The sequence below is a fragment of the Kitasatospora sp. NPDC101447 genome (assembly GCF_044767225.1).
GTDB lineage: Bacteria > Actinomycetota > Actinomycetes > Streptomycetales > Streptomycetaceae > Kitasatospora.
Window position 1 is genome coordinate 90647 of sequence record NZ_JBIWNL010000012.1, and the last position, 23440, is coordinate 114086.

At 75.1% G+C, this 23440-nt stretch carries 17 protein-coding genes; 4 read left to right on the forward strand and 13 right to left on the reverse strand.

The annotated features are described in order from the left end of the window. Positions 1–344: 344 nt before the first annotated feature. Positions 345–2906 (forward strand): CDP-glycerol glycerophosphotransferase family protein, encoded by a 2562-nt coding sequence (locus ACIRST_RS19070; protein ID WP_402803190.1) that lies wholly within the window; start codon positions 345–347, stop codon positions 2904–2906. Here the strand turns inward: ACIRST_RS19070 and ACIRST_RS19075 are convergent. The 6 genes from ACIRST_RS19075 to ACIRST_RS19100 all read right to left on the reverse strand — a co-directional run bounded on the left by ACIRST_RS19075 (position 2891) and on the right by ACIRST_RS19100 (position 8491). Further along, entirely contained in the window at positions 2891–3379 is a 489-nt protein-coding gene (locus ACIRST_RS19075; RefSeq protein WP_350519977.1) for a 2'-5' RNA ligase family protein, read from the reverse strand. The two genes, ACIRST_RS19070 and ACIRST_RS19075, sit on opposite strands and share 16 nt — an antisense overlap. 62 nt (positions 3380–3441) lie before the next feature. Continuing rightward, positions 3442–4482: a tryptophan--tRNA ligase gene (gene trpS, locus ACIRST_RS19080; RefSeq protein ID WP_350519976.1), complete on the reverse strand. Its 1041-nt coding sequence runs from the start codon at positions 4480–4482 to the stop codon at positions 3442–3444. Between the two features lie 30 nt (positions 4483–4512). Then, a complete protein-coding gene (locus ACIRST_RS19085; protein ID WP_350519975.1) occupies positions 4513–5838 on the reverse strand; it encodes a hemolysin family protein in 1326 nt (441 codons plus the stop codon). A gap of 112 nt (positions 5839–5950) precedes the next feature. Beyond that, the gene (locus ACIRST_RS19090; protein ID WP_350519974.1) at positions 5951–6943 is read right to left on the reverse strand and encodes a malate dehydrogenase; all 993 of its coding nucleotides are present in this window, start codon (positions 6941–6943) and stop codon (positions 5951–5953) included. A gap of 248 nt (positions 6944–7191) precedes the next feature. Next, a complete protein-coding gene (locus ACIRST_RS19095; RefSeq protein ID WP_350519973.1) occupies positions 7192–7617 on the reverse strand; it encodes a DUF3017 domain-containing protein in 426 nt (141 codons plus the stop codon). Between the two features lie 19 nt (positions 7618–7636). Then, complete coding sequence (locus ACIRST_RS19100) at positions 7637–8491, reverse strand: bifunctional methylenetetrahydrofolate dehydrogenase/methenyltetrahydrofolate cyclohydrolase (RefSeq protein WP_350519972.1); 855 nt, start codon at positions 8489–8491, stop codon at positions 7637–7639. A 501-nt stretch (positions 8492–8992) separates the two neighbouring features. Here ACIRST_RS19100 and ACIRST_RS19105 point away from each other — a divergent pair. Continuing rightward, positions 8993–9607 (forward strand): hypothetical protein, encoded by a 615-nt coding sequence (locus ACIRST_RS19105; protein WP_350519971.1) that lies wholly within the window; start codon positions 8993–8995, stop codon positions 9605–9607. Between the two features lie 89 nt (positions 9608–9696). Here ACIRST_RS19105 and purH read toward each other — a convergent pair whose 3' ends face one another. Next, positions 9697–11274 carry a bifunctional phosphoribosylaminoimidazolecarboxamide formyltransferase/IMP cyclohydrolase gene (gene purH, locus ACIRST_RS19110; RefSeq protein ID WP_350519970.1) on the reverse strand — a complete coding sequence of 526 codons (1578 nt, stop codon included), beginning with the start codon at positions 11272–11274 and terminating at the stop codon, positions 9697–9699. Further along, complete coding sequence (gene purN, locus ACIRST_RS19115; protein WP_402803191.1) at positions 11271–11930, reverse strand: phosphoribosylglycinamide formyltransferase; 660 nt, start codon at positions 11928–11930, stop codon at positions 11271–11273. Before purN ends, purH begins: the two co-directional genes overlap by 4 nt. A gap of 438 nt (positions 11931–12368) precedes the next feature. On the opposite strand from purN, the gene ACIRST_RS19120 reads away from it, so the two are divergent. After that, complete coding sequence (locus tag ACIRST_RS19120; RefSeq protein ID WP_402803192.1) at positions 12369–13031, forward strand: hypothetical protein; 663 nt, start codon at positions 12369–12371, stop codon at positions 13029–13031. Between the two features lie 29 nt (positions 13032–13060). Here ACIRST_RS19120 and ACIRST_RS19125 read toward each other — a convergent pair whose 3' ends face one another. Further along, the gene (locus ACIRST_RS19125; protein WP_402803193.1) at positions 13061–14467 is read right to left on the reverse strand and encodes a DUF6350 family protein; all 1407 of its coding nucleotides are present in this window, start codon (positions 14465–14467) and stop codon (positions 13061–13063) included. Between the two features lie 132 nt (positions 14468–14599). Here ACIRST_RS19125 and ACIRST_RS19130 point away from each other — a divergent pair, with 132 nt between their 5' ends. Next, complete coding sequence (locus ACIRST_RS19130) at positions 14600–17137, forward strand: LuxR C-terminal-related transcriptional regulator (RefSeq protein WP_402803194.1); 2538 nt, start codon at positions 14600–14602, stop codon at positions 17135–17137. A 106-nt stretch (positions 17138–17243) separates the two neighbouring features. On the opposite strand, the gene sucD is transcribed toward ACIRST_RS19130, so the two are convergent. The 4 genes from sucD to ACIRST_RS19150 all read right to left on the reverse strand — a co-directional run bounded on the left by sucD (position 17244) and on the right by ACIRST_RS19150 (position 23358). Then, positions 17244–18134, reverse strand: coding sequence for a succinate--CoA ligase subunit alpha (gene sucD, locus ACIRST_RS19135; protein ID WP_350519965.1), 891 nt, complete (start codon positions 18132–18134; stop codon positions 17244–17246). Between the two features lie 18 nt (positions 18135–18152). After that, complete coding sequence (gene sucC / locus ACIRST_RS19140) at positions 18153–19325, reverse strand: ADP-forming succinate--CoA ligase subunit beta (protein WP_350519964.1); 1173 nt, start codon at positions 19323–19325, stop codon at positions 18153–18155. Between the two features lie 303 nt (positions 19326–19628). Next, positions 19629–20795 (reverse strand): VWA domain-containing protein, encoded by a 1167-nt coding sequence (locus tag ACIRST_RS19145; protein WP_402803240.1) that lies wholly within the window; start codon positions 20793–20795, stop codon positions 19629–19631. 148 nt (positions 20796–20943) lie between these two features. Next, complete coding sequence (locus ACIRST_RS19150) at positions 20944–23358, reverse strand: DUF5682 family protein (RefSeq protein ID WP_402803195.1); 2415 nt, start codon at positions 23356–23358, stop codon at positions 20944–20946. Between the last annotated feature and the right edge of the window lie 82 nt (positions 23359–23440).

Consider the following 23440-nt stretch of genomic DNA (forward strand, 5'->3'; position numbering starts at 1 on the left):
CCGGGACGGCCGCCGCCGCCCCGGGGGTGTAGCTCGTGCTGCTCTGCGTGCCGTACGCCCTCGGCGCCACCCGCTCCGGGGCCCCCCCCCCCCGGGGGGGGCCCCCCGCCTCCGCGTTTTCCCGGAGACCCCGGGCCGCGGAATCCCCGGAACCTCCCGGAACCCTCGGGACCTCCGGAAACGCTCGGGACCTCCGGGAACGGCGAATATCCGCACAGTCGATCCATTTCCGAACCGGCGTTCCCGGAAATGAATTCCCCAGGTAATTCGAAAAAGCGTGCAGTTGCCTTTGCGGCCATTTCCGGATGGGATGTGAATTTCCATTCCGAAGGGCTCCGATCACCATGCCTGTGCTCACCCGGCTCGTCCTGCCGCACGCCGCTCCCCGGGTGACCACCGCGCGCCCCGCGGACAAGGGGGACGTGGTGTTCGGCCTGCTGCGCGCCCGCTGGCACGACCGCGGCCTGGAACTCACCGGCTTCGCCCGCCCCCAGGGCCTGGACACCCGCCGCCCCGGATCCGCCTGGACCTGGCTGACCCTGCGCCACGAGGACGCGGACGCACCGCCGCTGCACCTGCGCTCCAGACCCCGCAGGATGCCCGAGGTCACCGACGACAGCGCCCGGCCCGAGCACAACCACGACTGGTCCGGTTTCACCGTCCTGCTGGCGCCCGGCCGGCTGCGCCGGGACGGCCGGTGGCTGCTCGGCGACTGGCGGATCGAGACCACCCTCTTCACCCGCCCGCGCGCCGTCCGGGTGCGCCGCCACTACGGCGCCCTCGCCCCGCACTGGTGCGGCTCCGGCGAGTACCCGCCGGCCTGCTGGGTGGACCACGACGTCCGCCTCCAGCCGTACTTCGAGGACGGCCGGCTGCGGCTGCGGCTCGAACGCCCGGCCGTCCGGATCACCCGGGCCGCCCGCACCGCCGTCGGCCTCGGCCTCGGCGGCGTCGCCGACTCCTGCCCGGCCGGCACCGTGCTGCGGCTGCGCCACCGGCAGAGCGACGCGGTGATCGAGCAGCCGCTCACCCGTGGCGGCGACACCTTCACCGTCCGGCTGCCGTACCGGCCGTTCACCGCCGAGGGGCGCGGCCGCGGGGACCTGGAGCACTGGGACGCCGAACTGCTGCGGCCGGACGGCGGCACCGAGCAGCTGTGCCTCGACGAGCGCGGCGGCCCGGTGGCCGGCCAGCACCCGCTGCCCGACACCCGCGACCGCGTGCTCTACCTCAAGCACCTCGCCGACGGCCGCCTCCAGCTCTGCGTCCAGCCCGCGGTCGGCCTGGTCGACCGGATCGCGGTGCGGGCCGACGGCTTCGAGCTCTCCGGGCACTGCCCGGAGCCGGCCGCGGACCGCCTGGAGCTGGTGCTGCGGCACTCCGGCACCGCGAGCGAGGTCCGCGGCCCGGTCGCGAGCGGCCCGGACGGCCGCTTCCTGGCCCGGGTGCCCGCCACCCGCACCGGCTCGGACGGCGCCGCACTGCCGCTGCGCAAGGGCATCTGGGAGGCCTCGCTGGAGCCGCCCGACGGCGCCGGGCCGGGCCGGTCGCTGCTCGCCGCCCCCGCCGCACTGCCCGCCGTCCCCGCCGCCGCCACGGCCGGCGGCAAGCGGATCCTGCTGCAGCGCCGCTGGCACGACACCCTGCTGGTGGACTCCACCCCGGTGCTCAGCGCCGCCGAGCGCAGCGCCTGGACGCAGCGCCGGCAGCGCGCCGAGCACTACCCGGCCGCCCGCCGCGCACCGCTGCGCGACGCGGTGCTCTACGACGTGTTCGGCGGCCGCGGCTACGCCGACTCCCCGCGCGCGGTGCACGCCGAACTCGCGCGCCGCAGCGCGCCGCTGGCGCACCTGTGGGCCGTCGACGACGCGCAGGCCGCGGTGCCGGCCGGGGTCACCCCGGTGCGGGTCTGGAGCCCCGAGTGGTACCGGGCGCTGGCCACCTGCCGCTACCTGGTCGGCAACACGCACTTCCCGGACTTCCTGGAGCGCCGCCCCGGCCAGGTCGTCGTGCAGACCTGGCACGGCTCGCTGCTGAAACGGATCGCCCACGACGTCGAGAACCCCTGGCTGGCCGACCACGGCTACCTGGCGGCGCTCGACCGGGAGACCCCGCAGTGGAGCCTGCTGCTCTCCCCCAGCCCGTTCGCCACCCCGATCCTGCGCCGCGCCTTCCGCTACGGCGGCGAGGTGCTGGAGTCCGGCTACCCGCGCAACGACGTGCTCGCCCACCCGGACCCGCGGACCGCCGCGGCCGTCCGCCGCCGGCTCGGCGTCCCCGACGGCAAGCGGATCGTGCTGTACGCGCCGACCTGGCGCGAGGACCAGCGGCGCGGCGACGGCGACGGCTTCCGGCTCGACCTGCGGCTGGACCTCGACCACGCCCGTCGGCTGCTCGGCCGGGACCACGTGCTGCTGGTCCGCCCGCACGCGCACGTGCGCGAGCCCCTGCCGGGCGCGGGGGACGGCTTCCGGTACGACTGCGGCGACTACCCCGACCCGCAGGAACTGCTCCTGGTCGCGGACGTGCTGGTGACCGACTACTCGTCGATCATGTTCGACTTCGCGATCACCGGCCGTCCGATGTACTTCTTCACCTACGACCTGGAGCACTACCGCGACACCCTGCGCGGCTTCTACTTCGACTTCGAGCCGAACGCCCCGGGCCCGCTGGTGCCGACCTCCGCCGAACTGCTCGGCGCGCTGCGCGAACTCGCCGACCGCGGCGGCGGGTTACCCCCCGGCTACGCCGAGCGCTACCGGCGCTTCCAGGCCGAGCACTGCGCGCTGGACGACGGCGGTGCGGCCCGCCGGGTGGTCGACCGGATGCTCGGGACGCAGCCCGCCGCGGGCCGGTCCCGGGCGGCGCCGGGAGCGCGCCGGAACCGCCGTCAGGAGAAGGAGTAGCTCCGCCAGGGCCGCCAGACCTCGTCCGCGTCGAACCGGGAGAGGCCGAAGCCCGGCACCACGAAGGACGCCCGGAAGCCGCGCGCCTGCTCGTACGCCTGGTCCAGCACGTCGTCCGGCAGGCCGTGGGCGACCGTCACGTGCGGGTGGTACGGGAAGGCCAGCTCGCGGGCCAGCGGGCCGGAGCGGACGTCCGCCTCCAGCAGCCGGCACTCCTGCGCGCCCTCCTCGACCCGGACGTACACCACCGGGGAGACCGGGCGGAAGGTGCCGCTGCCGCGCAGCAGCATCCGGAACGGCCGGTGCGCGGCGGCGACCGCCGCCAGGTGCTCCTCGATCTTCGGCAGCGCGTCGGCCGGCACCTCGGTCGGCGGCAGCAGCGTGACATGCGTCGGTATCGACCGGGCCAGCGGATCGCCGTGCCCGGCCCGGGCGTCCTGGATCGCCGCGCCGTGCGGGTCCGGGACGCTCACGGACACGCCGATGGTGACGACCTCCGGGAGGTCGCCACCACCGGGCAGGCGTGTGAGGGGAGTCACCGCTTGGCGGCCGGGAGGAAGCCGATCCGGTCGTACACCGTCTCCAGCGTCGCCGACGCCACGTCGCGGGCCTTCTCGGCGCCGATCGCCAGCACCCGGTCCAGCTCGGCCGGGTCGTCCAGGAAGGTGCGGGTGCGCTCCTGGAAGGGGGTGACCCACTCGGTGAACAGCTCGGCCAGCTCGGTCTTCAGGGCGCCGTACATCTTGCCCTCGAAGTGCGCGACCAGCTGCTCGACGGACTGCCCGCTGAGCGCGGAGTGGATGCGCAGCAGGTTGGAGACGCCCGGCTTCTCCTCCTCGTCGTAGGACACGACGGTGCCGGTGTCGGTGACGGCGCTCTTGAACTTCTTGGCGCTGACCTTCGGGTCGTCCAGCAGGCTCACCAGGCCCTTGGGCGAGGAGGCCGACTTGCTCATCTTGACGGCCGGGTCCTGGAGGTCCTGGATCTTCGCCGTCTCCTTGAGGATGTACGGCTTCGGCACCGTGAAGGTCGGGCTGTAGCGGGTGTTGAAGCGGTCGGCGATGTCGCGGGTGATCTCCACGTGCTGGCGCTGGTCCTCGCCCACCGGCACGGCGTCGGCCTGGTAGAGCAGGATGTCCGCGATCTGCAGGATCGGGTAGGTGAACAGGCCGACGGTGGTGCTCTCGGAGCCGTAGCGGGAGGACTTGTCCTTGAACTGGGTCATCCGCGAGGCCTCGCCGAAGCCGGTGAGGCAGTTCATCACCCAGGCGAGCTGCGCGTGTTCGGGCACGTGCGACTGGACGAAGAGCGTGCAGTGGTCCGGGTCCAGGCCCGCGCCGAGCAGCTGGGCGGCGGAGATCCGGGTGTTCTCGCGCAGCGTCGCCGGGTCCTGCGGCACCGTGATCGCGTGCAGGTCGACGACCATGTAGAAGGCGTCGTTGTCCTTCTGCAGGTCGACCCACTGGCGCACCGCGCCCAGGTAGTTGCCGAGGTGGAACGAGCCGGAGGTGGGCTGGATGCCGGAGAGCACCCGGGGACGCTCCTTGACCGGACCGGTGACCGCTGCGTTGACCATGCGGGCCATTCTTCCAGTTCCACCGGTCGCTCAGGAAACGTCCGCCCCCGGAGGTTCGGCCAGTGTGACGGCACTCACCCTCACCCGGGCGATCCGCCGGCCCTCGACCTTGGCCACCGTCAGCAGCACCCCGCCGCCGCCGTCCAGCGGGACGCGCACCTGGTCGCCGTCCCGGGGCAGCCGGCCGAGCGAGGCGACCAGGCAGCCGGCCACCGTCTCGTAGGGGCCCTCGGGCAGGGTGACGCCGGTCTCCTCGGCGAAGTCCCCGAGGTTGAGCAGGCCGTCCAGCTCCATGCCGCCGCCGGCCAGCCGACGGGTGGGGGCGGACTCCGGCCGGTCGTACTCGTCGCGGATCTCGCCGATCACCTCCTCGACCAGGTCCTCCAGGGTGACGATCCCGGCGGTGCCGCCGTACTCGTCCACCACGATGGCCAGGTGGTGGCCCTCGCGGCGCATCTCGCCCATCGCCTCCAGCACCCGCTTGGTGCCGGGCAGCAGCTTCACCGGGCGGGCCAGGTCGCGGACCTTGGCGGCCTGTCCGCCGCGCGCGCCGTACAGGTCGCGGACGTGGACGAAGCCGACCACCGCGTCGGCGCTGCCCTCGACCACCGGGTAGCGCGAGTGCGGGGAGGTGTCGGCCTGGTGCCGTACGGCGGCCAGCGGGCGCTCGGCGTCCAGGAAGGTCACCTCGGTGCGCGGGACCATCACCTCGCGCAGCTGGCGCTCGCCGGCGGCGAACACGTCGGCGATCAACGCCCGCTCGTCGCTGCCCAGTTCGGTGTTGGCGGCGACCAGGCCGCGCAGCTCCTCGGAGCTCATCGAGCCGCGCCCGGCCGTCGGGTCCCCGCCGAGCAGGCGGACCATCAGGTTGGTGGAGTGGCCCAGCAGCCAGATCGCCGGGCGCAGCACGACCGACATCACGTCCACCACCGGGGCGGAGAGCACCGCGATGGACTCGGCGCGCTGCAGGCCGATCCGCTTGGGGGTCAGCTCGCCGAGCACCAGCGAGACGTAGCTGATCACCAGGGTGAGGCCGACCAGGGCGACCGCGTCGGCCACGCCCTCGGACAGGCCCGCCCGGACGAACACCGGGGCGAGCTTGCCCGCCAGGGTGTCCGCGCCGAAGGCGGCGGACAGGAAGCCCATGCAGGTCACCCCGACCTGGACGGCGGCCAGGAAGCGGTTGGGGTCGGCGGCCAGGTGCGCGGCCCGGGCCGAGCGCCGGGTGCCGTGCGCCTCCAGCGTCCGGATCTGGCCCTCGCGCAGCGAGATCAGCGAGATCTCGGCGACGTTGAAGAGCCCGCCCAGCAGGATGAAAACGAGGACGAGCGCGGCGTCCCCGAGGGTTTCGTTCACAGCGGGCCAGTGTAGGGCGGCCGGTGCGGGGCCCCGAGGCCGGACACGGCGGCGGCCCGCCGCTTCCCCGGGGGGAAGTCGGCGGGCCGCCGGTGCTGCGGTGCGGGCGGGCTCAGATGAGGCCCAGCTCCTGGACCGCGTCGCGCTCCTCGGTCAGCTCCTGGACCGAGGCGTCGATGCGGGCGCGCGAGAAGTCGGAGATCTCCAGGCCCTGGACGATCTCGAACTTGCCGTCCTTGGTGGTGACCGGGAAGGAGGAGATCAGGCCGGCCGGGACGCCGTAGGAGCCGTCGGAGACGACACCCATGGAGGTCCAGTCGCCCTCGGCGGTGCCGTTGACCCAGGTGTGGACGTGGTCGATGGCGGCGTTGGCGGCCGAGGCGGCCGAGGAGGCGCCGCGGGCCTCGATGATGGCGGCGCCGCGCTTGGCGACGGTCGGGATGAAGTCGTTCTCCAGCCAGGCCAGGTCGCTGCCGACGGCCTCGAAGGCCGGCTTGCCGGCGATCTCGGCCTGGAAGACGTCCGGGTACTGGGTCGCGGAGTGGTTGCCCCAGATGGTGACGCGCTTGATGTCCGAGACCAGGGCGCCGGTCTTGGCGGACAGCTGGCCGACGGCGCGGTTGTGGTCCAGGCGGGTCATCGCGGTGAAGCGCTCGGCCGGGACGTCCGGGGCGTTGCGCTGGGCGATCAGGGCGTTGGTGTTGGCCGGGTTGCCGACGACCAGGACCTTGATGTCGTCCGCGGCGTGGTCGTTGATGGCCTTGCCCTGCGGGCCGAAGATGCCGCCGTTGGCCTGCAGCAGGTCGCCGCGCTCCATGCCCGCGGTGCGCGGACGGGCGCCGACCAGCAGCGCGACGTTGGCGCCGTCGAAGGCCTCGTTCGGGTTGTCGGTGATCTTGATGTCGCGCAGCAGCGGGAACGCGCAGTCGACGAGCTCCATGGCGGTGCCCTCGGCGGCCTTCAGGCCCTGCGGGATCTCCAGGAGGCGCAGGTTCACCGGCACGTCGGCACCGAGCAGGTGGCCCGAGGCGATGCGGAAGAGCAGCGCGTAGCCGATCTGGCCGGCGGCTCCGGTGATGGTGACGTTGACGGGGGTGCGGGTCATTTCTACCTTCTCCAGCAAATCGCCAGGTGCCCCAGGCACACCGGCGCACTGGAGCCGAGGATGGTCTCTCGACATCGAGAGACCGGCGTCAGGTTATCGCAAAGGGAAGCGTACGCCGCGTGTGCGGGCGTGGCTGATGCGTCACAGACGCACCGCGGCCCCCGCCCCGCCCCCGGGAGTCCGGGGGGGTGGGGCGGGGGCCGCGGCGGGCCGGACCGGTCGGCGCCCCGGCCGGTCGGTGCCGCCGGTCAGTGCTTGGGCCGGCCCATCAGCTGGCCGATGTTGTCCAGCAGCGGAATCTGCACCCACGGGTTCGGCTGGGCGACCAGGGTCAGCAGCACGATCGAGGCGCCCAGGAAGGTCAGCACGATCACGTCGGTGAAGCGGCTGCGCACCGCCAGCATCCCGACCTCGGGCAGCACCAGGCGCAGCACCGCGCCGAGCAGCACGCCGCCGCCGAGGATCAGCAGCCCGTACTTGAAGCCGTCCTTGAAGTCGGCGAACCAGGTGACCGCGAGGCCGGCGCCGACCACCAGCAGGACCAGCGTTATCGGCCACTGCCGGACCGGCAGGGCGTGCTCGCGTCCGAGGGCCGCGGCCGAGCCCTCGGGCGGCAGGGTGCCGGTGGTCTTCACCGGCCTGTGCCGGGACCGCGCCGGTCGCGGTTCAGTCATGTTCGCCGTCCCTGGGGTGTCAGATGCCGGCGCGGCGCTCGGCCGCCTCGACGATGTTGTTGAGCAGCATCGCGCGGGTCATCGGGCCCACGCCGCCGGGGTTCGGGGAGATCCAGCCGGCCACCTCGGCCACGCCCGGGTGGACGTCGCCGACGATCTTGCCCTCGCTGCGGCTGACGCCCACGTCCAGCACCGCGGCGCCCGGCTTGACGTCCTCCGGCTTGACCAGGTGCGGCACGCCGGCGGCGGCCACGATGATGTCGGCCTTGCGCAGGTGGGCGCTCAGGTCCCGGGTGCCGGTGTGGCACAGGGTCACCGTGGCGTTCTCGGAGCGGCGGGTCAGCAGCAGGCCGATCGAGCGGCCGACCGTGATGCCGCGGCCGACCACGACCACCTCGGCGCCGTTGATCTCGACGTCGTGGCGGCGCAGCAGCTCGACGATGCCCAGCGGGGTGCAGGGCAGCGGGCCGTCGATGCCCAGGGCGAGCCGGCCCAGCGAGGTCGGGTGCAGGCCGTCGGCGTCCTTGTCCGGGTCCATCAGCTCCAGGACCGGGTTCTGGTCCAGGCCCTTGGGCAGCGGCAGCTGGACGATGTAGCCGGTGCAGGACGGGTCGGCGTTGAGCTCGCGGACGACGTTCTCCACGTCCTCCTGGGAGGCGGTGGCGGGCAGCTCGCGCTGGATCGAGGCGATGCCGACCTCGGCGCAGTCCTTGTGCTTGCCGTTCACGTACCAGCGGCTGCCCGGGTCGTCACCGACCAGGACGGTGCCGAGGCCGGGCGTGACGCCCTTCGCCTTGAGGGCCGCCACGCGGGCGGCGAGTTCGGACTTGATCGCGGCGGCGGTGGCCTTGCCATCGAGAATCTGGGCAGTCATGACCCCATTCTCCCGGATCGCGGCAGGGTGCCGTACCACGGGCGGCCGGGTGCCGCGGCGGCGGCCGGTCGGACGGCCGGACGGGTACGGAACGTCCGTACCGCATTGCGGTTGCGCCACAGTCTCGACCCGGCGCCGGAACCGGCTGGACAGGGCGCTGCCGTCCGGATGACGATGTTGCCCGCATACCCTGCCGCAACCAGGCCCGGTGACGGGCCGACGGATACCGCGGCGGGGCGTATCCGGGGGAAAGAGCCAGTGATCCGACCACAGCAGTCCGAGCAGCCCGACCGCCGCAGCGCCGCGTCCGCCGCACTGCGCCCGTCCCGGTCCGCGCTCGCCCGTTCATCACGCTGCTGAGCCGGTCGTACCGCCCGCCACTGCCGCCGGGCTGTCACCGCGCCCCGATACCGTCCCGTGCTGTCGCCGACCCGACTCGCGACCGCACCAGGGGCCTCCGCCGTCCCGTCCCCGCGTCCCCGTAACTGCCCGGAGGCATCGATGAGTTACCCGCCCGACCCGAACAACCCGTACGGCCAGCCGCCGGCCGCCCCGGGCTACGGCTACCCGCAGCAGGCCCCGCCGGCCGCGTACGGCTACCCGCAGCAGCCCCCGGCGTACGGCTACGCGCCGGTGGCGCCGCCGCGCTCCATGCCGGGCCTGGTGATGACCGCCCGCGTCCTGCTGTTCGTCGTGGGCGGCGTGCAGGTCCTCCTCACGGGCCTGCTGCTGATCGTGGCCGCGAGCGCCAAGACGGTCGCCAACCAGCACAGCACCAGCAGCGACACCGCGATCTTCGGCAACGCGGCCGCGGGCGTGCTGCTGGTCCTCGGGATCCTGTACCTGCTCGCCTCGGTGCTCTCGATCACGCTCGGGGTGAAGTTCGGCAAGGGCGGCCCGGCGACCCGGATCACCACCATCGTGTACGGCTCGGTCGCCCTGCTGCTCGGTGCGCTCGTGACGATCAGCGCGATCACCGGGAGCACCCAGGCCCAGGCCGCGGGCAGCGGCTTCGGCGTGGTGGTCGGCGTGCTGTGGATCGGGATCTGCGTGCTGTGGATCGTCGCCATGAGCACCCGGGAGGGCGTCGACTGGTTCAACCGGCCGCGGTACTGACCGGCCCGTAGGAACCCCGCCCGTACCGCATGACAGAGCGGCCCGGCTCCCCTCGGGGGGCCGGGCCGCTCTGTCATACCGTCACGTCATCAGTGGAAGAAGTGCCGCGCACCGGTGAAGTACATGGTCACGCCGGCCTCGGCGGCCGCCGCGACGACCTCCTCGTCGCGGATCGAACCACCGGGCTGGACGATGGCCCTGACCCCGGCGGCGATCAGGATCGCCGGGCCGTCCGCGAACGGGAAGAACGCGTCCGAGGCCGCGTACGCGCCCTTGGCCCGCTCGCCGGCCCGCTCGACCGCGAGCTTGCAGGAGTCGACCCGGTTGACCTGGCCCATGCCCACGCCGACCGAGGCGCCGTCCTTGGCCAGCAGGATCGCGTTGGACTTGACGGCCCGGCAGGCCCGCCAGGCGAAGGCCAGCTCGGCCAGCTCGGCCTCCGACAGCGCCTCGCCGGTCGCGAGCGTCCAGTTCGCCGGGTCGTCGCCCTCGGCGTGCACCCGGTCGGCGTCCTGCAGCAGCACGCCACCGGAGATCGGGCGGACCTCCTGGCGGTTGGCCGGGGCCTCGGGGGCGAGCAGCACCCGCAGGTTCTTCTTACGGGTCAGCACCTCCAGGGCGCCGTCCTCGTAGCCGGGGGCCACGACGACCTCGGTGAAGATCGGGGCGATCTGCTCGGCCAGCTCGACGGTGACCGGGCGGTTGACCGCGATGACGCCGCCGTACGCGGAGACCGGGTCGCACTCGTGCGCCTTGCGGTGCGCCTCGGCGACGTCGGCGCCGGTCCCGATGCCGCACGGGTTGGCGTGCTTGATGATCGCCACGGCCGGCTCGGCGTGGTCGTAGGCGGCGCGGCGGGCGGCGTCGGTGTCGACGTAGTTGTTGTACGACATCTCCTTGCCGTGCAGCTGCTGCGCGCCGGCCAGGCCGCCGGTGCCGTCGCTGTACAGCGCGGCGCCCTGGTGCGGGTTCTCGCCGTAGCGCAGCACGTTCTGCCGCTCCCAGGTCGAGCCCAGGAACTCGGGGAAGTGCTCGTCGCTCGGCGCGTAGCCGGCCTCGAACCAGGAGGCGACGGCCACGTCGTAGGCGGCGGTGTGGGCGAACGCGGCACCGGCCAGGCGCTTGCGGGTGGCCAGGTCGAAGCCGCCCTCGCGGACGGCCGTCAGCACGTCCTCGTAGCGGGCCGGGTCGACCACGACGGCCACCGAGGGGTGGTTCTTGGCGGCGGCGCGGACCATGCTCGGGCCGCCGATGTCGATCTGCTCGACGCACTCGTCCGGGGTGGCGCCGGAGGCGACGGTGGCCTTGAACGGGTAGAGGTTCACCACGACCAGGTCGAAGGGCTCGACGCCCAGCTCGGCCAGCTGCGCGCGGTGCGACTCCAGGCGCAGGTCGGCCAGCACACCGGCGTGCACGCGGGGGTGGAGCGTCTTCACGCGCCCGTCCAGGCACTCCGGGAAGCCGGTCAGCTCGGAGACCTCGGTCACCGGGACACCGGCGGCGGCGATCCGGCCGGCGGTGGAGCCGGTGGAGACGATGGCGACCCCGGCGGCGTGCAGGCCCTGGGCCAGCTCCTCCAGACCGGTCTTGTCGTACACGCTGATCAGCGCGCGACGGATCGGACGGACGTTCTCCGAAACGGGCGTGGTGGTGGAGCTGGCACTCATGCCGGGATCCATACCTTTCGGTCCTCGATGCGGTGACCCTCGCGGGCCAGCCGGCCCACGACGTCGACGAGCAGCTTGCGCTCGACAGTCTTGATGCGCTCGTGCAGCGCGTCGCCGCCATCGGCGTGGTCGGCGTCGACGACCTCGACGACGCCCTGCGCGATGATCGGCCCGGTGTCCACGCCGGCGTCGACCAGGTGGACGGTGCAGCCGGTGACCTTCACGCCGTACGCGAGCGCGTCGGTGACGCCGTGGGCGCCGGGGAAGGCGGGCAGCAGTGCGGGATGGGTGTTGACGATCCGCCCGGCGAAGGCGGCGATGAACTCGGGGCCGAGGATCTTCATGAATCCGGCCGTGACCACCAGGTCCGGCTCGTACTCGGCGACGGAGGCGGTCAGCGCGCGGTCCCAGGCGGCCCGGTCCGGGAAGTCCTTCACCCGGTGGACGAAGGTCGGCAGGCCCGCCTTCGCGGCACGCTCCAGGCCGGCGATCCCGTCCCGGTCCGCCCCGACGGCGAGGACCTCGGCGCCGTAGGCCGGATCCGCAACGGCCTCCAGCAGCGCCTGCAGGTTGGTTCCGGAGCCGGAGACCAGCACCACCAGGCGAGCCGGTCCGGACGTACGGGGCGGGAAGTGCTGGGCGGGGGCGGCGGCCACTGCGCGATTCTCCGTAGGTCGGGCGCCGTGCGCTGGTACGTCCACCGGCGGTGGGGCCACTACGAACGGCAGGTCGAGCGAGGGGGAACACCAGGAAAACCCGCCGCGACGCGGGCCCCGGGAACCGATGTGAGCTGCTGACCGTCACCACGATAACGGCTGGTCGGACGGCCTCCGAACCCTCCCGGCGGCGCTACGCGCGTAGTTGAGACGGGGATCTCCTCGGGCCCGCCGCACCGGAGTTGTGCCCGGCCCGGCGGGGGCCGACCGGGCCCGGGCACCGGCCCGCCGGTCGGTCGGCGAACGGCTGCGGGATCATTGGGGGGCGCGGGAGACCGCGCCGACCGCGCCGGCCGCGGGACCGCGACGACCGCGGGCCCCGGCCCGGCTCCCGCCGAGCTCCGGCCGAGCTCCGACCGACAAGGATTGGCTGAACCCATGAGCAGCGGCGACGACACCGACGAGCGCAACCCCTTCGCGCCGCCGCCGGCGGACGCCCCGGACCAGCCGTGGCAGCCGCGCAGCCCCTGGACCGGCGGGGACGGCTCCGGCGGCCAGGGTGGCGAGCGCCCGCAGCTCCCGCCGCCGTGGGGCTCCGGCCAGGGCGAGGGCGGGCCCGGTCGGCGGCCCCCGGCCCCGCAGCCGCCCCGGCTCGACCCCACGAACCCGGCCCACCGCCGGGCCCGCAACGCCGCGCTTGCCGGGCCGTTCGCGCTGGTCTGCCTGTTCACGGGGTTCCACTGGATCGCCCTGCTGGTCGGGGTGCTCGGCATCGTCTGGGGCGTCGCCGCCCTGCGGAGCCCGCGGCCCGCCCCGGGCGCGGCCGGTGCGCCGGCGGGTCCGGCCACCACGGCGAGCCCGGTCGGCCCGGTCGGCCCGGCCCGCGGGGGCTCGGCGCCGAACCCGCTCGTCCCGGCCGCGCTCGCCGGGATCCTGACCGGTGCGATGACCGTCGTGGTCGCCACCTCGGTGATCGGCCTCAACTACCACTACCGCGCGTACGTCACCTGCGTCCGCGACTCGCTGACCTCCGTCGGAGCCCAGAACTGCGACCGCTACGCGCCGCAGTGGTACGTGGACTTCACCGGGAACGCCGAGTAGCCCGGGCGACCCGCCCGCGCGACGGTCCGTCAGTCGAGCGGGTCCGCCTCCGGCTCCGCGGGCTCGCGGGCGGGCCCGGACAGGTGCAGCACGAGGGCGTACGTACGGGCGCGCAGTCGCAGTGCGCCCCGGTGTGCCTGCCGTGCGAGCCTCGCGTACACGCCACCGCCGTCCGCGGGGGCGAGCACCAGGTGCCGGACGAGCAGGGCGCCCGGGACGGCCACCAACGCGAACCAGCCCGCCGCCGCCAGGCCCGCCGACCACGGCACCGGCCCCAGCCGGGCCATCCGCCCGCCCGCCAGCGCCCCGCCGGACAGCCAGCCCAGCAGCGCCGCCCCCGCCCCCACCACGAGGGCCGCCGCCAGCGCGGCCGTCACCGTCGCGGCGGGCGGCCAGGGCCCGGCGCCCTCCTCGTCGCCTCCGGTCGCCCCGGCCGGGCCCCGCCGGCCCGCCGCCGCCCGGCCGAGCAGCACCGCCGGCACCACCCCGGCCAGCAGCGGCAGCACCAGCGCCGCCCACCGCCAGCCGCCCGGGCCGTCGGCCGGCAGCAGCGCGAACAACGGGAACTCCGGCACCGGCCCCAGCGCCGTACCGTCCGGCGACACCACCGTCCCGGCGCCCACCGCGAACCCGGGGCCCAGCGCGTACGCCGCGCCCCACAGCACCGCGTTCGGCAGCAGCACCAGCGCGAGCAGCGACAACCCCAGCAGCGCGGCGGGCCCTCGCCCCAGCAGCGCCATCCCGCGGCCGCCGCCGGTCGCCGCGTCCAGCACCGCCGACAGGGCCACCAGCACCCCACCCGCGGCGACCAGCCCGGCCCCGGCCGCCAGCGCCGCGGCACGCACCACCGCCGCGCCGCCGGCCGGACGGCACGGCGACGGGAGGCGGTCCAGCGGGGAGCCGGCGAACGGGCCGCCCGCGGCGTCGACCGATCGGACCCCGGCAGCCGTCGCGAGGGCCGCCACCAGCGCGACCACCAGGACGTCCGGCACCACCCTGCTGCGGAACAGCCCGGCGCCCGCACCGTGCAGCGCGACCGCGACCGCCACCGCGCAGTAGCCCGCCCACAGGGCCACCGGCCCGCCCCAGCGCGAGCGCAGTCCGCGCCGGGCCGCCACTGCGGCGCCGGCCCGGTGCAGCCGGACCACGGCCAGGACACCCAGCAGCAGCGGAGTGACGGTCAGTGGGGTGTCCGCCTCCCCGCGCAGCACCGGCGCGCCGTGCCCGAGCAGCCAGAGGACCCCCGCCAACCGGGTGGCAGCGGCCGCGCCGTCGTCCGCGTACGGCGTCACCACCCACAGGCCGAACACCGGCGCCCCGACCACCGCCAAGCCGACCAGCGCCGTCCGCACCCCCGCCAACAGGTCGGCCAGCGCGGGGCGTCCGCCCAATTCTCCCGGCGCCTCCAGGATCGGACGGCCCATCAGCTGCGTCATGCGCCACATCGTGCCAAGGCGACTCGCCATGCTCCGTGAAGCGGCAAACCGCCGCCGTGTCCCAGATTATTGGCTTATGCGCATTTTCAGACCCTGCCCCCGCACCGTCGGCACCCCGGCCCGGAGTGTCTGATGACCACGCCGCCGACCGCGGACTCCCCCACCCCCGAGCGCCACCGCGACCCCGCCCGCGCCGACCACTCCCCGGCGCGCCTGCTGCGGAAACTGACTCCCCGTGAGGCCCAGACCCTCGCCCACCTCGCCGCCGGCCACGACCTCCCCCGCACCGCCGCCTCCCTCGGCGTCACCCCCACCACCGCCCGCAGCTACCTCCTGCGCGCCATGCGGAAGCTCGGCGCCTCCAGCGAGGCCGAGGCCGTCACCCTCGCCGCGGGCTCCCTGCCGTACGTCCCGCCCCCGGGCCCGGCGAACTTCGCCGGTCTCACCCCGTCCTCCCTCGGCCCCGTCTCCTCCAACGGCCGGCCGACCGCCTACGGCGCAGCCGCACCGACCGCCGCGCAGGCGTCGGGGCGCCCCGACACCGCGGGCGCGCCGGACGGGCTCCCGGTCTCCGGGAGCGGCGGAGGACGCGACGCCGGACGCGACGGCGGACGCGACGGCGGACGCGACGGCGGACGCGACGGCAACGCCCGCCTGGCGCCGGCCGGGCCGACGGCGGCGCCCCCGCCCGCGAACCCCCGGGCCGCGGCCCCCACGGTCCCGGACCGGGAGGAGGCGCCCACGGGCGACGGGCGGGGCCCGGCCACCGGCGCCCGACGCGGCCGGTCGGCGCAACGCGCCCGGCAGGAGCGCGGAGACACGGCGCACACGCCCGCGCGCGGGCGTCCGGCCACCCGTCCCGACCGCGCCACCCCGCCGAACCGCCCCGACACCGCTCCGGCAGCCGACGAGGGGCCGCGCACCGGCGCCGTCAGCGGCCCGGCACCGTCGGCCGCCGCACGGCGAGGACGACGGGGCCGTACCGCACCGGTCGTCGCGACTGCGGCACCGGTCGTCGCGAAGGAGACCGCACCGGCCGAGACGGCGGCACGCGGGAGAAGCGGTGCCGCGGACGAGGACGGACCGCGACCGGCCGACGCCGGCCGCGCGCAGCAGGCCGCCCGGGAGGAGCGCGACGGCACGGCCGAAGCTCCCACTCCGGAGCACCGGCGGCCCCCCTCCGCCGACCGCACGGCCCCCTCGGGCGCCGTACCGGACCGCGACGAGCCGACGGGGACTCCCCGGGCCGCCACAGCCACAACCAGCCGACTGGCCGCGTCCTCCGCCGACGGGCCGGACCGGGCGGGCTCCGCGCACCCGGCGAGGCGCGGCGACGTGGCTGCGGAGGTCCGGGCCGCCACCACGGCGGAGGGGCCGCAGCGCCGCTCCGGCGGCGGGCGCGCGCAGCCGGGTCCGGACACGCCCCCGCCCGCCGCGGCCGGGCGTGACCGGGCGGGCCCGGAAGCAGGTGGCACCGCGGCGGGCAGCGAGCAGCCCCCCGCGGGCACGGACGGGCACGGCGGACCGGCGCACACGGCCCCGCCCGCAGCGACCGCACCGGTCGCGGACGGGAGCGCCCGGCCGCCCGAGCGGCACCGCGACCCGTCGCCGGCCGTCCCGCCCGCCGCACCGCTCCCCGCCGACCTCCCGGCGCCGACCTTCGAGGAGCTGTACGAATCGGCGCACACCCGCCTGGTGCAGCAGGCGTTCCTGCTGACCGCCTGCCGCCACCGCGCGGTGCACTGTGTGCGGCGGGCCTTCGGGGAGGCGCGGCGCAGGTGGCCCGCGGTGGCCGGATCGGGTGACCCGGAGGGGTGGGTGCGGCTGCGGGCCTTCGAGCTGGCGCTGTCGCCGTGGCACCGGGGCGGGCCGCGGCGGGCGCACGCGTGGAGCCTTCCGCACCGGCGGATCAAGGTGCGGCCGGCGGACGAGTCGCAGGCGGTCCTGCCGGACCACGACCGGCTGACCGACCGGGACCGCGCGTTGCTGAAGGCCCTCAAGCGCCTGTCGCGGCCGCAGCGCCGGGCGCTGGTGCTGCACGACGGCCTGGGGCTGACGGCGGCGGCCATCGCCGTGGAGGTGGAGTCGACGCAGGCGGCCGCCGAGGGGCGGGTGTGGACGGCCCGGACGGCGCTGGCGCTGTGGGTGCCGGACCTGGTGGGGCCGGATCCGGCGGCGCCGGGGTTCGCGGACGGGCTGAGCCTGCTGCTGCACCGGGCGGCGGTCCGGGGTTGCCCCCAGCCGCACCGCTCGCCGATCCCGGTGCTGCGGGCCCGGCACCGCTTGTGGACGGCGAGCCGAACGGGCGCGGCGGCGCTGCTGACGGTGGCGGTGGGCGGGGCGACGCTGGCGACCCTGGCGGGGGTGCGGCCTGCGGTGCTGTTCCGGCCGTCGGATCCGCCGACGCCCTCGCTGTGCCTGCCGGTCGGCGAGGCGCAGGAGCCGGGCGTGCCGGTGCTGCCGGGCGGGGCACCGAACGGGATCAGCAGCCTGTGGTGCAGCCCGGCGCCGGGGCTGGAGGCGGTGCTGGTGGAGCCGCACACCCAGGCGGTCGCGCGCTGGGAGCTCCCGGCGGCGGCAAGGGGAGCGGACGCCCCGCCGCCGCGGGGGCCGGCGGTCTGCCGGATGTGGTCGCCGCTGCCCTGCACGACGGGGCCGACGGGTCACTGAGGGACAGGCGCCCGGGAGAAGGATCGCCGAGAGACGGGCCGCTGAGAACAGGCGAGCGCCCCCGCCCGGGGAGGGCGGGGGCGCTCGCTGCGCTTCGGCGCGGGGATCAGGCCTGGGCGGCGATGATCTCGCGGGCCAGGCGGGCGGTCTCGGACGGCGTCTTGCCGACCTTGACACCGGCGGCCTCCAGGGCCTCCTTCTTCGCCTGGGCGGTGCCCGAGGAGCCGGAGACGATGGCGCCGGCGTGGCCCATGGTCTTGCCCTCGGGGGCGGTGAAGCCCGCGACGTAGCCGACGACCGGCTTGGTCACGTTCGCCTTGATGAAGTCCGCGGCACGCTCCTCGGCGTCGCCACCGATCTCACCGATCATGACGATGATCTCGGTCTCCGGGTCCTCCTGGAAGGCCTTGAGAGCGTCGATGTGGGTGGTGCCGATGACCGGGTCGCCACCGATGCCGACGGCCGAGGTGAAGCCGATGTCGCGCAGCTCGTACATGAGCTGGTACGTCAGGGTGCCGGACTTCGAGACCAGGCCGATCTTGCCGGAGGTGGTGATGTCGGCCGGGATGATGCCGGCGTTCGACTGTCCGGGGCTGATGAGACCGGGGCAGTTCGGGCCGATGATGCGGGTCTTGTTGCCCTTGGCACCGGCGTGCGCCCAGAAGGCGGCGGTGTCGTGCACCGGAACGCCCTCGGTGATGACGACGGCCAGGCCGATCTCGGCGTCGATGGCCTCGACGACGGCGGCCTTGGTGAAGGCCGGCGGCACGAAGAGGACCGAGACGTCGGCGCCGGTCTTCTCCATCGCCTCGGCGACGGAGCCGAAGACCGGGATCTCGGTGCCGTCGACGTCGACCGTGGTGCCGGCCTTGCGCGGGTTGACACCGCCGACGATCTGGGTGCCGGAGGCGAGCATGCGGCGGGTGTGCTTCATGCCCTCGGCGCCGGTCATGCCCTGGACGATGACCTTGCTGTCCTTGGTAAGGAAGATAGCCATGGTGTTAAGTCCCCTTCCTTACTTGTTGGCCAGCTCGGCGGCGCGGTCAGCGGCGCCGTCCATGGTGTCCACGCGCTGGACCAGCGGGTGGTTGGCGTCGTCGAGGATCTTGCGACCCAGCTCCGCGTTGTTGCCGTCCAGGCGGACGACCAGCGGCTTGGAGACGTTCTCGCCCTTGCTCTCCAGGAGCGCGAGGGCCTGGACGATGCCGTTGGCGACCGCGTCGCACGCGGTGATGCCACCGAAGACGTTGACGAAGACCGACTTGACGTCGGGGTCGCCCAGGATGATCTCCAGGCCGTTCGCCATGACCTCGGCGGACGCGCCGCCACCGATGTCGAGGAAGTTGGCGGGCTTGACGCCGCCGTGCTTCTCACCGGCGTAGGCGACCACGTCGAGGGTGCTCATGACGAGGCCCGCGCCGTTGCCGATGATGCCGACCTGGCCGTCGAGCTTGACGTAGTTCAGGCCCTTGGCCTTGGCGGCGGCCTCCAGCGGGTTGGCCGCGGCCTTGTCCTCCAGGGCCTCGTGCTCGGGCTGGCGGAACTCGGCGTTCTCGTCCAGGGAGACCTTGCCGTCGAGGGCGATGATCTTGCCGTCACCGGACTTGATCAGCGGGTTGACCTCGACGAGGAGGGCGTCCTCCTTGATGAAGACGGTCCACAGCTTCTGCAGGACCTCGGCGACCTGGTCGGCGATCTCGGCCGGGAACTTCGCCGCGGCGACGATCTCGGCGGCCTTCTCCGGGGTGCAGCCCTCGTTGGCGTCGACCGGGATCTTGGCGAGCGCCTCGGGGTTCTGCTCGGCGACGACCTCGATCTCCACGCCGCCCTCGACGCTGGCCATGGCCAGGAAGGTGCGGTTGGTGCGGTCCAGCAGGAACGAGACGTAGTACTCGTCCTTGATGTCCGCGGTCTGGGCCAGCATCACCTTGTGAACGGTGTGGCCCTTGATGTCCATGCCGAGGATCTGCTCGGCCTTGGCGACGGCGTCCGCCGGGTCGGCGGCGAGCTTGACGCCACCGGCCTTGCCTCGGCCACCCACCTTCACCTGAGCCTTGACGACGGCGCGGCCGCCGAAGCGCTCCGCGATGGCGGCAGCGTCTGCGGCGGTCTCGATGACATCGCCGTCAAGCACGGGCACGCCGTGCTTGGCGAAGAGGTCCCTCGCCTGGTACTCGAACAGGTCCACGTGTTTGTCCTTGTTCGTGGTCGCGGATTGTGTCTCTACGAGCGTGCCACGGCAGGATCTTCGCTGCGGGTCGTCGGGGCGGTGCGGGTACGCAGAGGTACGGCCTTGCGGCCCACACAGCCACGGGCGCACACGTCAATCAACACGCGCGTCACGTCCGTCTGGCAGGTTATCCCCGTGGGACGGGACTGTTCCGCCCGGGGGCCTGCCCGTCTTGGGTGAGAACCGTCACAGACACCCTAGAGCGTCCCGGTGAACGTCCCGTCCACCGATCGGGTGGATTCCCGCGTCCGGGTGAATCCGTCACACCCCCTGGTCAGGCACCGGGATCGGACGCTTCTCGATGGCCGCGGCCATGATCCCGGGGAAGGCGTCCGGGGTGCAGGCGAAGGCCGGCGCGCCGAGGGCGGCCAGAGCGGCGGCGTGCGCGTGGTCGTAGGCGGGCGCACCTTCGTCGGAGAGCGCGAGCAGGGCGATGAACTGGACGCCGGCCGCCTTCATCGCGGCGACCCGCTTGAGCATGCCGTCCCGGATGCCGCCCTCGTAGAGGTCGCTGATCAGCACGACGACGGTCTCGGAGGGGCGGGTGATCCTCGACTGGCAGTAGGCGAGCGCGCGGTTGATGTCGGTGCCGCCGCCGAGCCGCGTCGCGAACAGGACGTCCACCGGGTCGCTGAGCTGCTCGGTGAGGTCGACCACCGAGGTGTCGAAGACGACCAGCCGGGTGTCCAGGGTGCGCATCGAGGCGAGCACCGCGCCGAAGACCGCCGAGTGCACGACCGAGGACGCCATCGAGCCCGACTGGTCGATGCAGAGGATGACGTCCTTCTTCACCGCGCGCTGGGCGCGGGCGTAGCCCACCAGCCGCTCGGGGACGACGGTGCCGTGCTCGGGCAGGTAGTTCTTCAGGTTGGCCCGGATCGTCCGGTCCCAGTCGATGTCGCGGTGCCGGGGGCGGTCGACCCTGGCGCTGCGGTCCAGGGCGCCGCCCACGACGGCCCGGGTGCGGTCGGCGAGCCGGCGCTCCAGGTCGGCGACCACCTTGCCGACCACCGCCCGGGCGGACTCCCGGGTGGTCTCGGGCAGCGCGTGCTTCAGCGAGAGCAGGGTGCCGACCAGGTGGACGTCCGGTTCGACGGCCTCCAGCATCTCCGGCTCCAGCAGCAGCCGGTCCAGTCCGAGCCGGGTGATCGCGTCCTGCTGCATCAGCTGGACGACGGTGGACGGGAAGTACGCGCGGATGTCGCCCAGCCAGCGGGCCACCTGCGGGGCCGAGCCGCCCAGTCCGGCGCTGCGGCGGCCGCCGCGGCCCGCCCGGCCGCCGTCCTCGGGCGCGCCGCGGTAGAGCGCGGCGAGGGCGCCGTCCATCGCGGCGTCCCGGCCGCGCAGGGTGCAGCCCGTGCCGTCGGCCTCGCCGCCGAGCACCAGCCGCCAGCGGCGCAGCCGTTCGTCGGTCGTGGGCGTTGCCATCTCGTCCTCCTCCTTCAGCGGATGTCGGGTGGTGCGGGTGTCGGTGGTGCGGGTGGCGGGCGTGCCGGGCGTGGCGGGCGGGCCGGGCGTGGCGGGCGGGCCGGGCGTGAGGGGTGCCGGGTGGGCCGGGTGCCGGGTGCCGGGCGGGTCAGGTGTCACGGCCGGTGGCCTGCCGGGGGATCCTCGGGCGGACGCCGAGCAGCAGCGCCACCACCGGGACGGCGGCGTCGGCGCGGGCCCGGTCCAGCTCGCCCGCCGGGGCAGGGTCCGCCGGTGGTTCGCCGAGCGGGCCGGCCGCGACCCGGCCGCCGATGGTCGTCCGCACGCCCGCCTCCAGCCCGGCGAAGGTACGGCGCAGCAGCGGCAGGACGTCGGTGAAGGCCTCGCCGCTCACCCCGGTCAGCCACTCGTCCAGCAGGGCGAGCAGCCGGGGGTCGTGCAGCAGCAGGGCGCCGCCGCCGGCCAGGAAGCCCTCGACCCAGCCGGCCGCGTCCACCGGGGCGTTGGCGACGGACAGGACCAGCCGCAGGCGGCGGCCGGCCTCCTCGGAGTCGAGCCGGCCGTCGTCCAGCAGCAGCCGGACGGCCCGGCCGCGGAGCAGGCCGGGGGCGCCGGTCGCCGGGCCGCCGGACGGCTCGCGGGCGGCCAGCGAGCGCAGGGCGGCGGCCCAGCGGTCGGCCAGGCCGACCGGCCCGTCGGGAGCGCCCGGGGCACCGGAACCGGCAGGGGTGTCCGGGGCGTCGGCGTCGACCGGCCCTGGTGCGGCGGAGCTGCCCCGGGGCCCGGCGGAGGTCAGCAGGCCGATCGCGCCGTGCACCTCGTCGAGGCGGCCGCGCATCGCCGCCGCGTTCTCGGCGTCCAGCCCGACGCATGCGGGCGGCAGGCCGACGCAGACCCGCTCGGCCAGGCCGGCCGCCGCCCCGGCGAGCGCGCCGTGGTCGGTGCCGCGCACGTCGCCGTAGCGCAGCGCGCGGACCAGTGCGGGCAGCGCGCCCGCCAGGTGCGCGACGTCGGTGTCCAGGGCCGCGCAGTCGGCGAGCGCCCGCATCACGGCGGGCAGCGCGTCGGACAGCCCGGCCAGCAGGCAGGTCTCCACCAGGCCGGTCAGCTCGGCGAGTTCGACGGCGGCGCGGGCGGTGCCGACCGCCTTGCCGGTCGCCGCGCCCTCGACTGTGGTGCCCCACTGGGCGGCCTCGGCGATCCGGACCGCGAACTCCGGCTGCCAGCACAGCCGCCAGCTCTCCCGGAACGTCCCGGTCGAGTTGACCGCGGAACGGGCCGGCACGCCCCAGTCCACGCCCAGCAGCCGCAGCCGGTGCAGCAGTCGGGAGCGGGCCGCGTCGGTCTCCTTGCGCAGGTCGAGGTCGACGTCCTTCGGCGCGGCCTCGGGCTTGAGCCGCAGCGAGCGCTGCAGCCGGGCCAGGTCGCGCTGCAGCGGCACCGCCGGTGCGGCGTCCGGCACCTCGCCGAGCGCGTCGCCGACCACCAGGCGGTCCCGGACCAGCTCCAGGGCGACGTCCGAGCCCTCGCAGAGCACCGCGCGAACGGCGTCCAGGGTCTCGGTCAGCCCGGCCAGCGGGCGGCCGCGCAGCACGGCCAGGGTCTCGGCGAGCCGGACCGCCTCGATGACGTGGGCGGAGGAGACCGGGTGGTCCTCGGCGCGCAGCAGGCCGGCGGCCCGGGTGAGCCAGCGCGGCACCGGGTCGCCGTCGGTGGTGAACAGGTGGTGGTACCAGCCGGGCGACTGCACGCCCGCGCCGTACCCGGTCGACTGGGAGAGCCTGCGGTGCGTCCACGGCACCCAGGTGATGTCCGTGCGCACCTTCTTCGGCAGCCCGGCGAGCAGTGCCCGGTCGTGCGCGACGGTGGGCATAGCCGCCAGCGCGGGGACGTGGAAGGCCCCGCAGACCACGGCGATCCGCCGGTGCCCGGCGCGGCGGGCGGCGCGGATCCGTCCGCGCATGTACGCCTCGCGCAGCAGGTCCCGGCGGGACTCGAAGAGCCCTTCGGCGCGCAGCGCGCCCATCGCCTCGGCGACGGCGGCGAACGGGGCCAGCGCGTCGGCGCCGGGCGTGCGGTGCTCGACCACGTCCTCCCACCAGCGCTCCGGGTCGTCGTGCCCGGCCGCCTCGGCGAGCAGCGCCACCGGGTCGGCGGGGAGCCCGTCGGCGTCGTCGGTACCGGGCGCGTCCCCGGGATCGGTCCCGTCGCCGCATTCGGCCGCGTCCTCGGGCGCGGCCGCGAAGCCGTACCCGGCGGGCAGGTCGATGAAGTGCACCGGCAGGTCGTGCTCGACGGCGTGCCGGATCGCCACCCACTCCGGGGAGAACTCGGCGTACGGCCAGAAGGCGGCCTTCGCCGGGTCGTCCACCGCGTGCGCGAGCAGCGCGACCGGCGGCACCAGGTCCTTCTCGGCGGCCAGGTGGACGATGCCGTCGGCCTCCGGCGGGCCCTCGATCAGCACCGCGTCCGGCTGCCACTGCGTCAGCGCGGCGGCCACCGCCCGGGCGGAGCCGGGGCCGTGGTGGCGGACGCCGAGCAGGGCCACCTCGGCGGCGCTCATGCCGCCACCCCGCTGCCCTCGGCGGGCGCTCCGCGCAGCCGGCACCGCCCGACGGTCCGTTCTCCCCCGGCCCCGGGCCGGG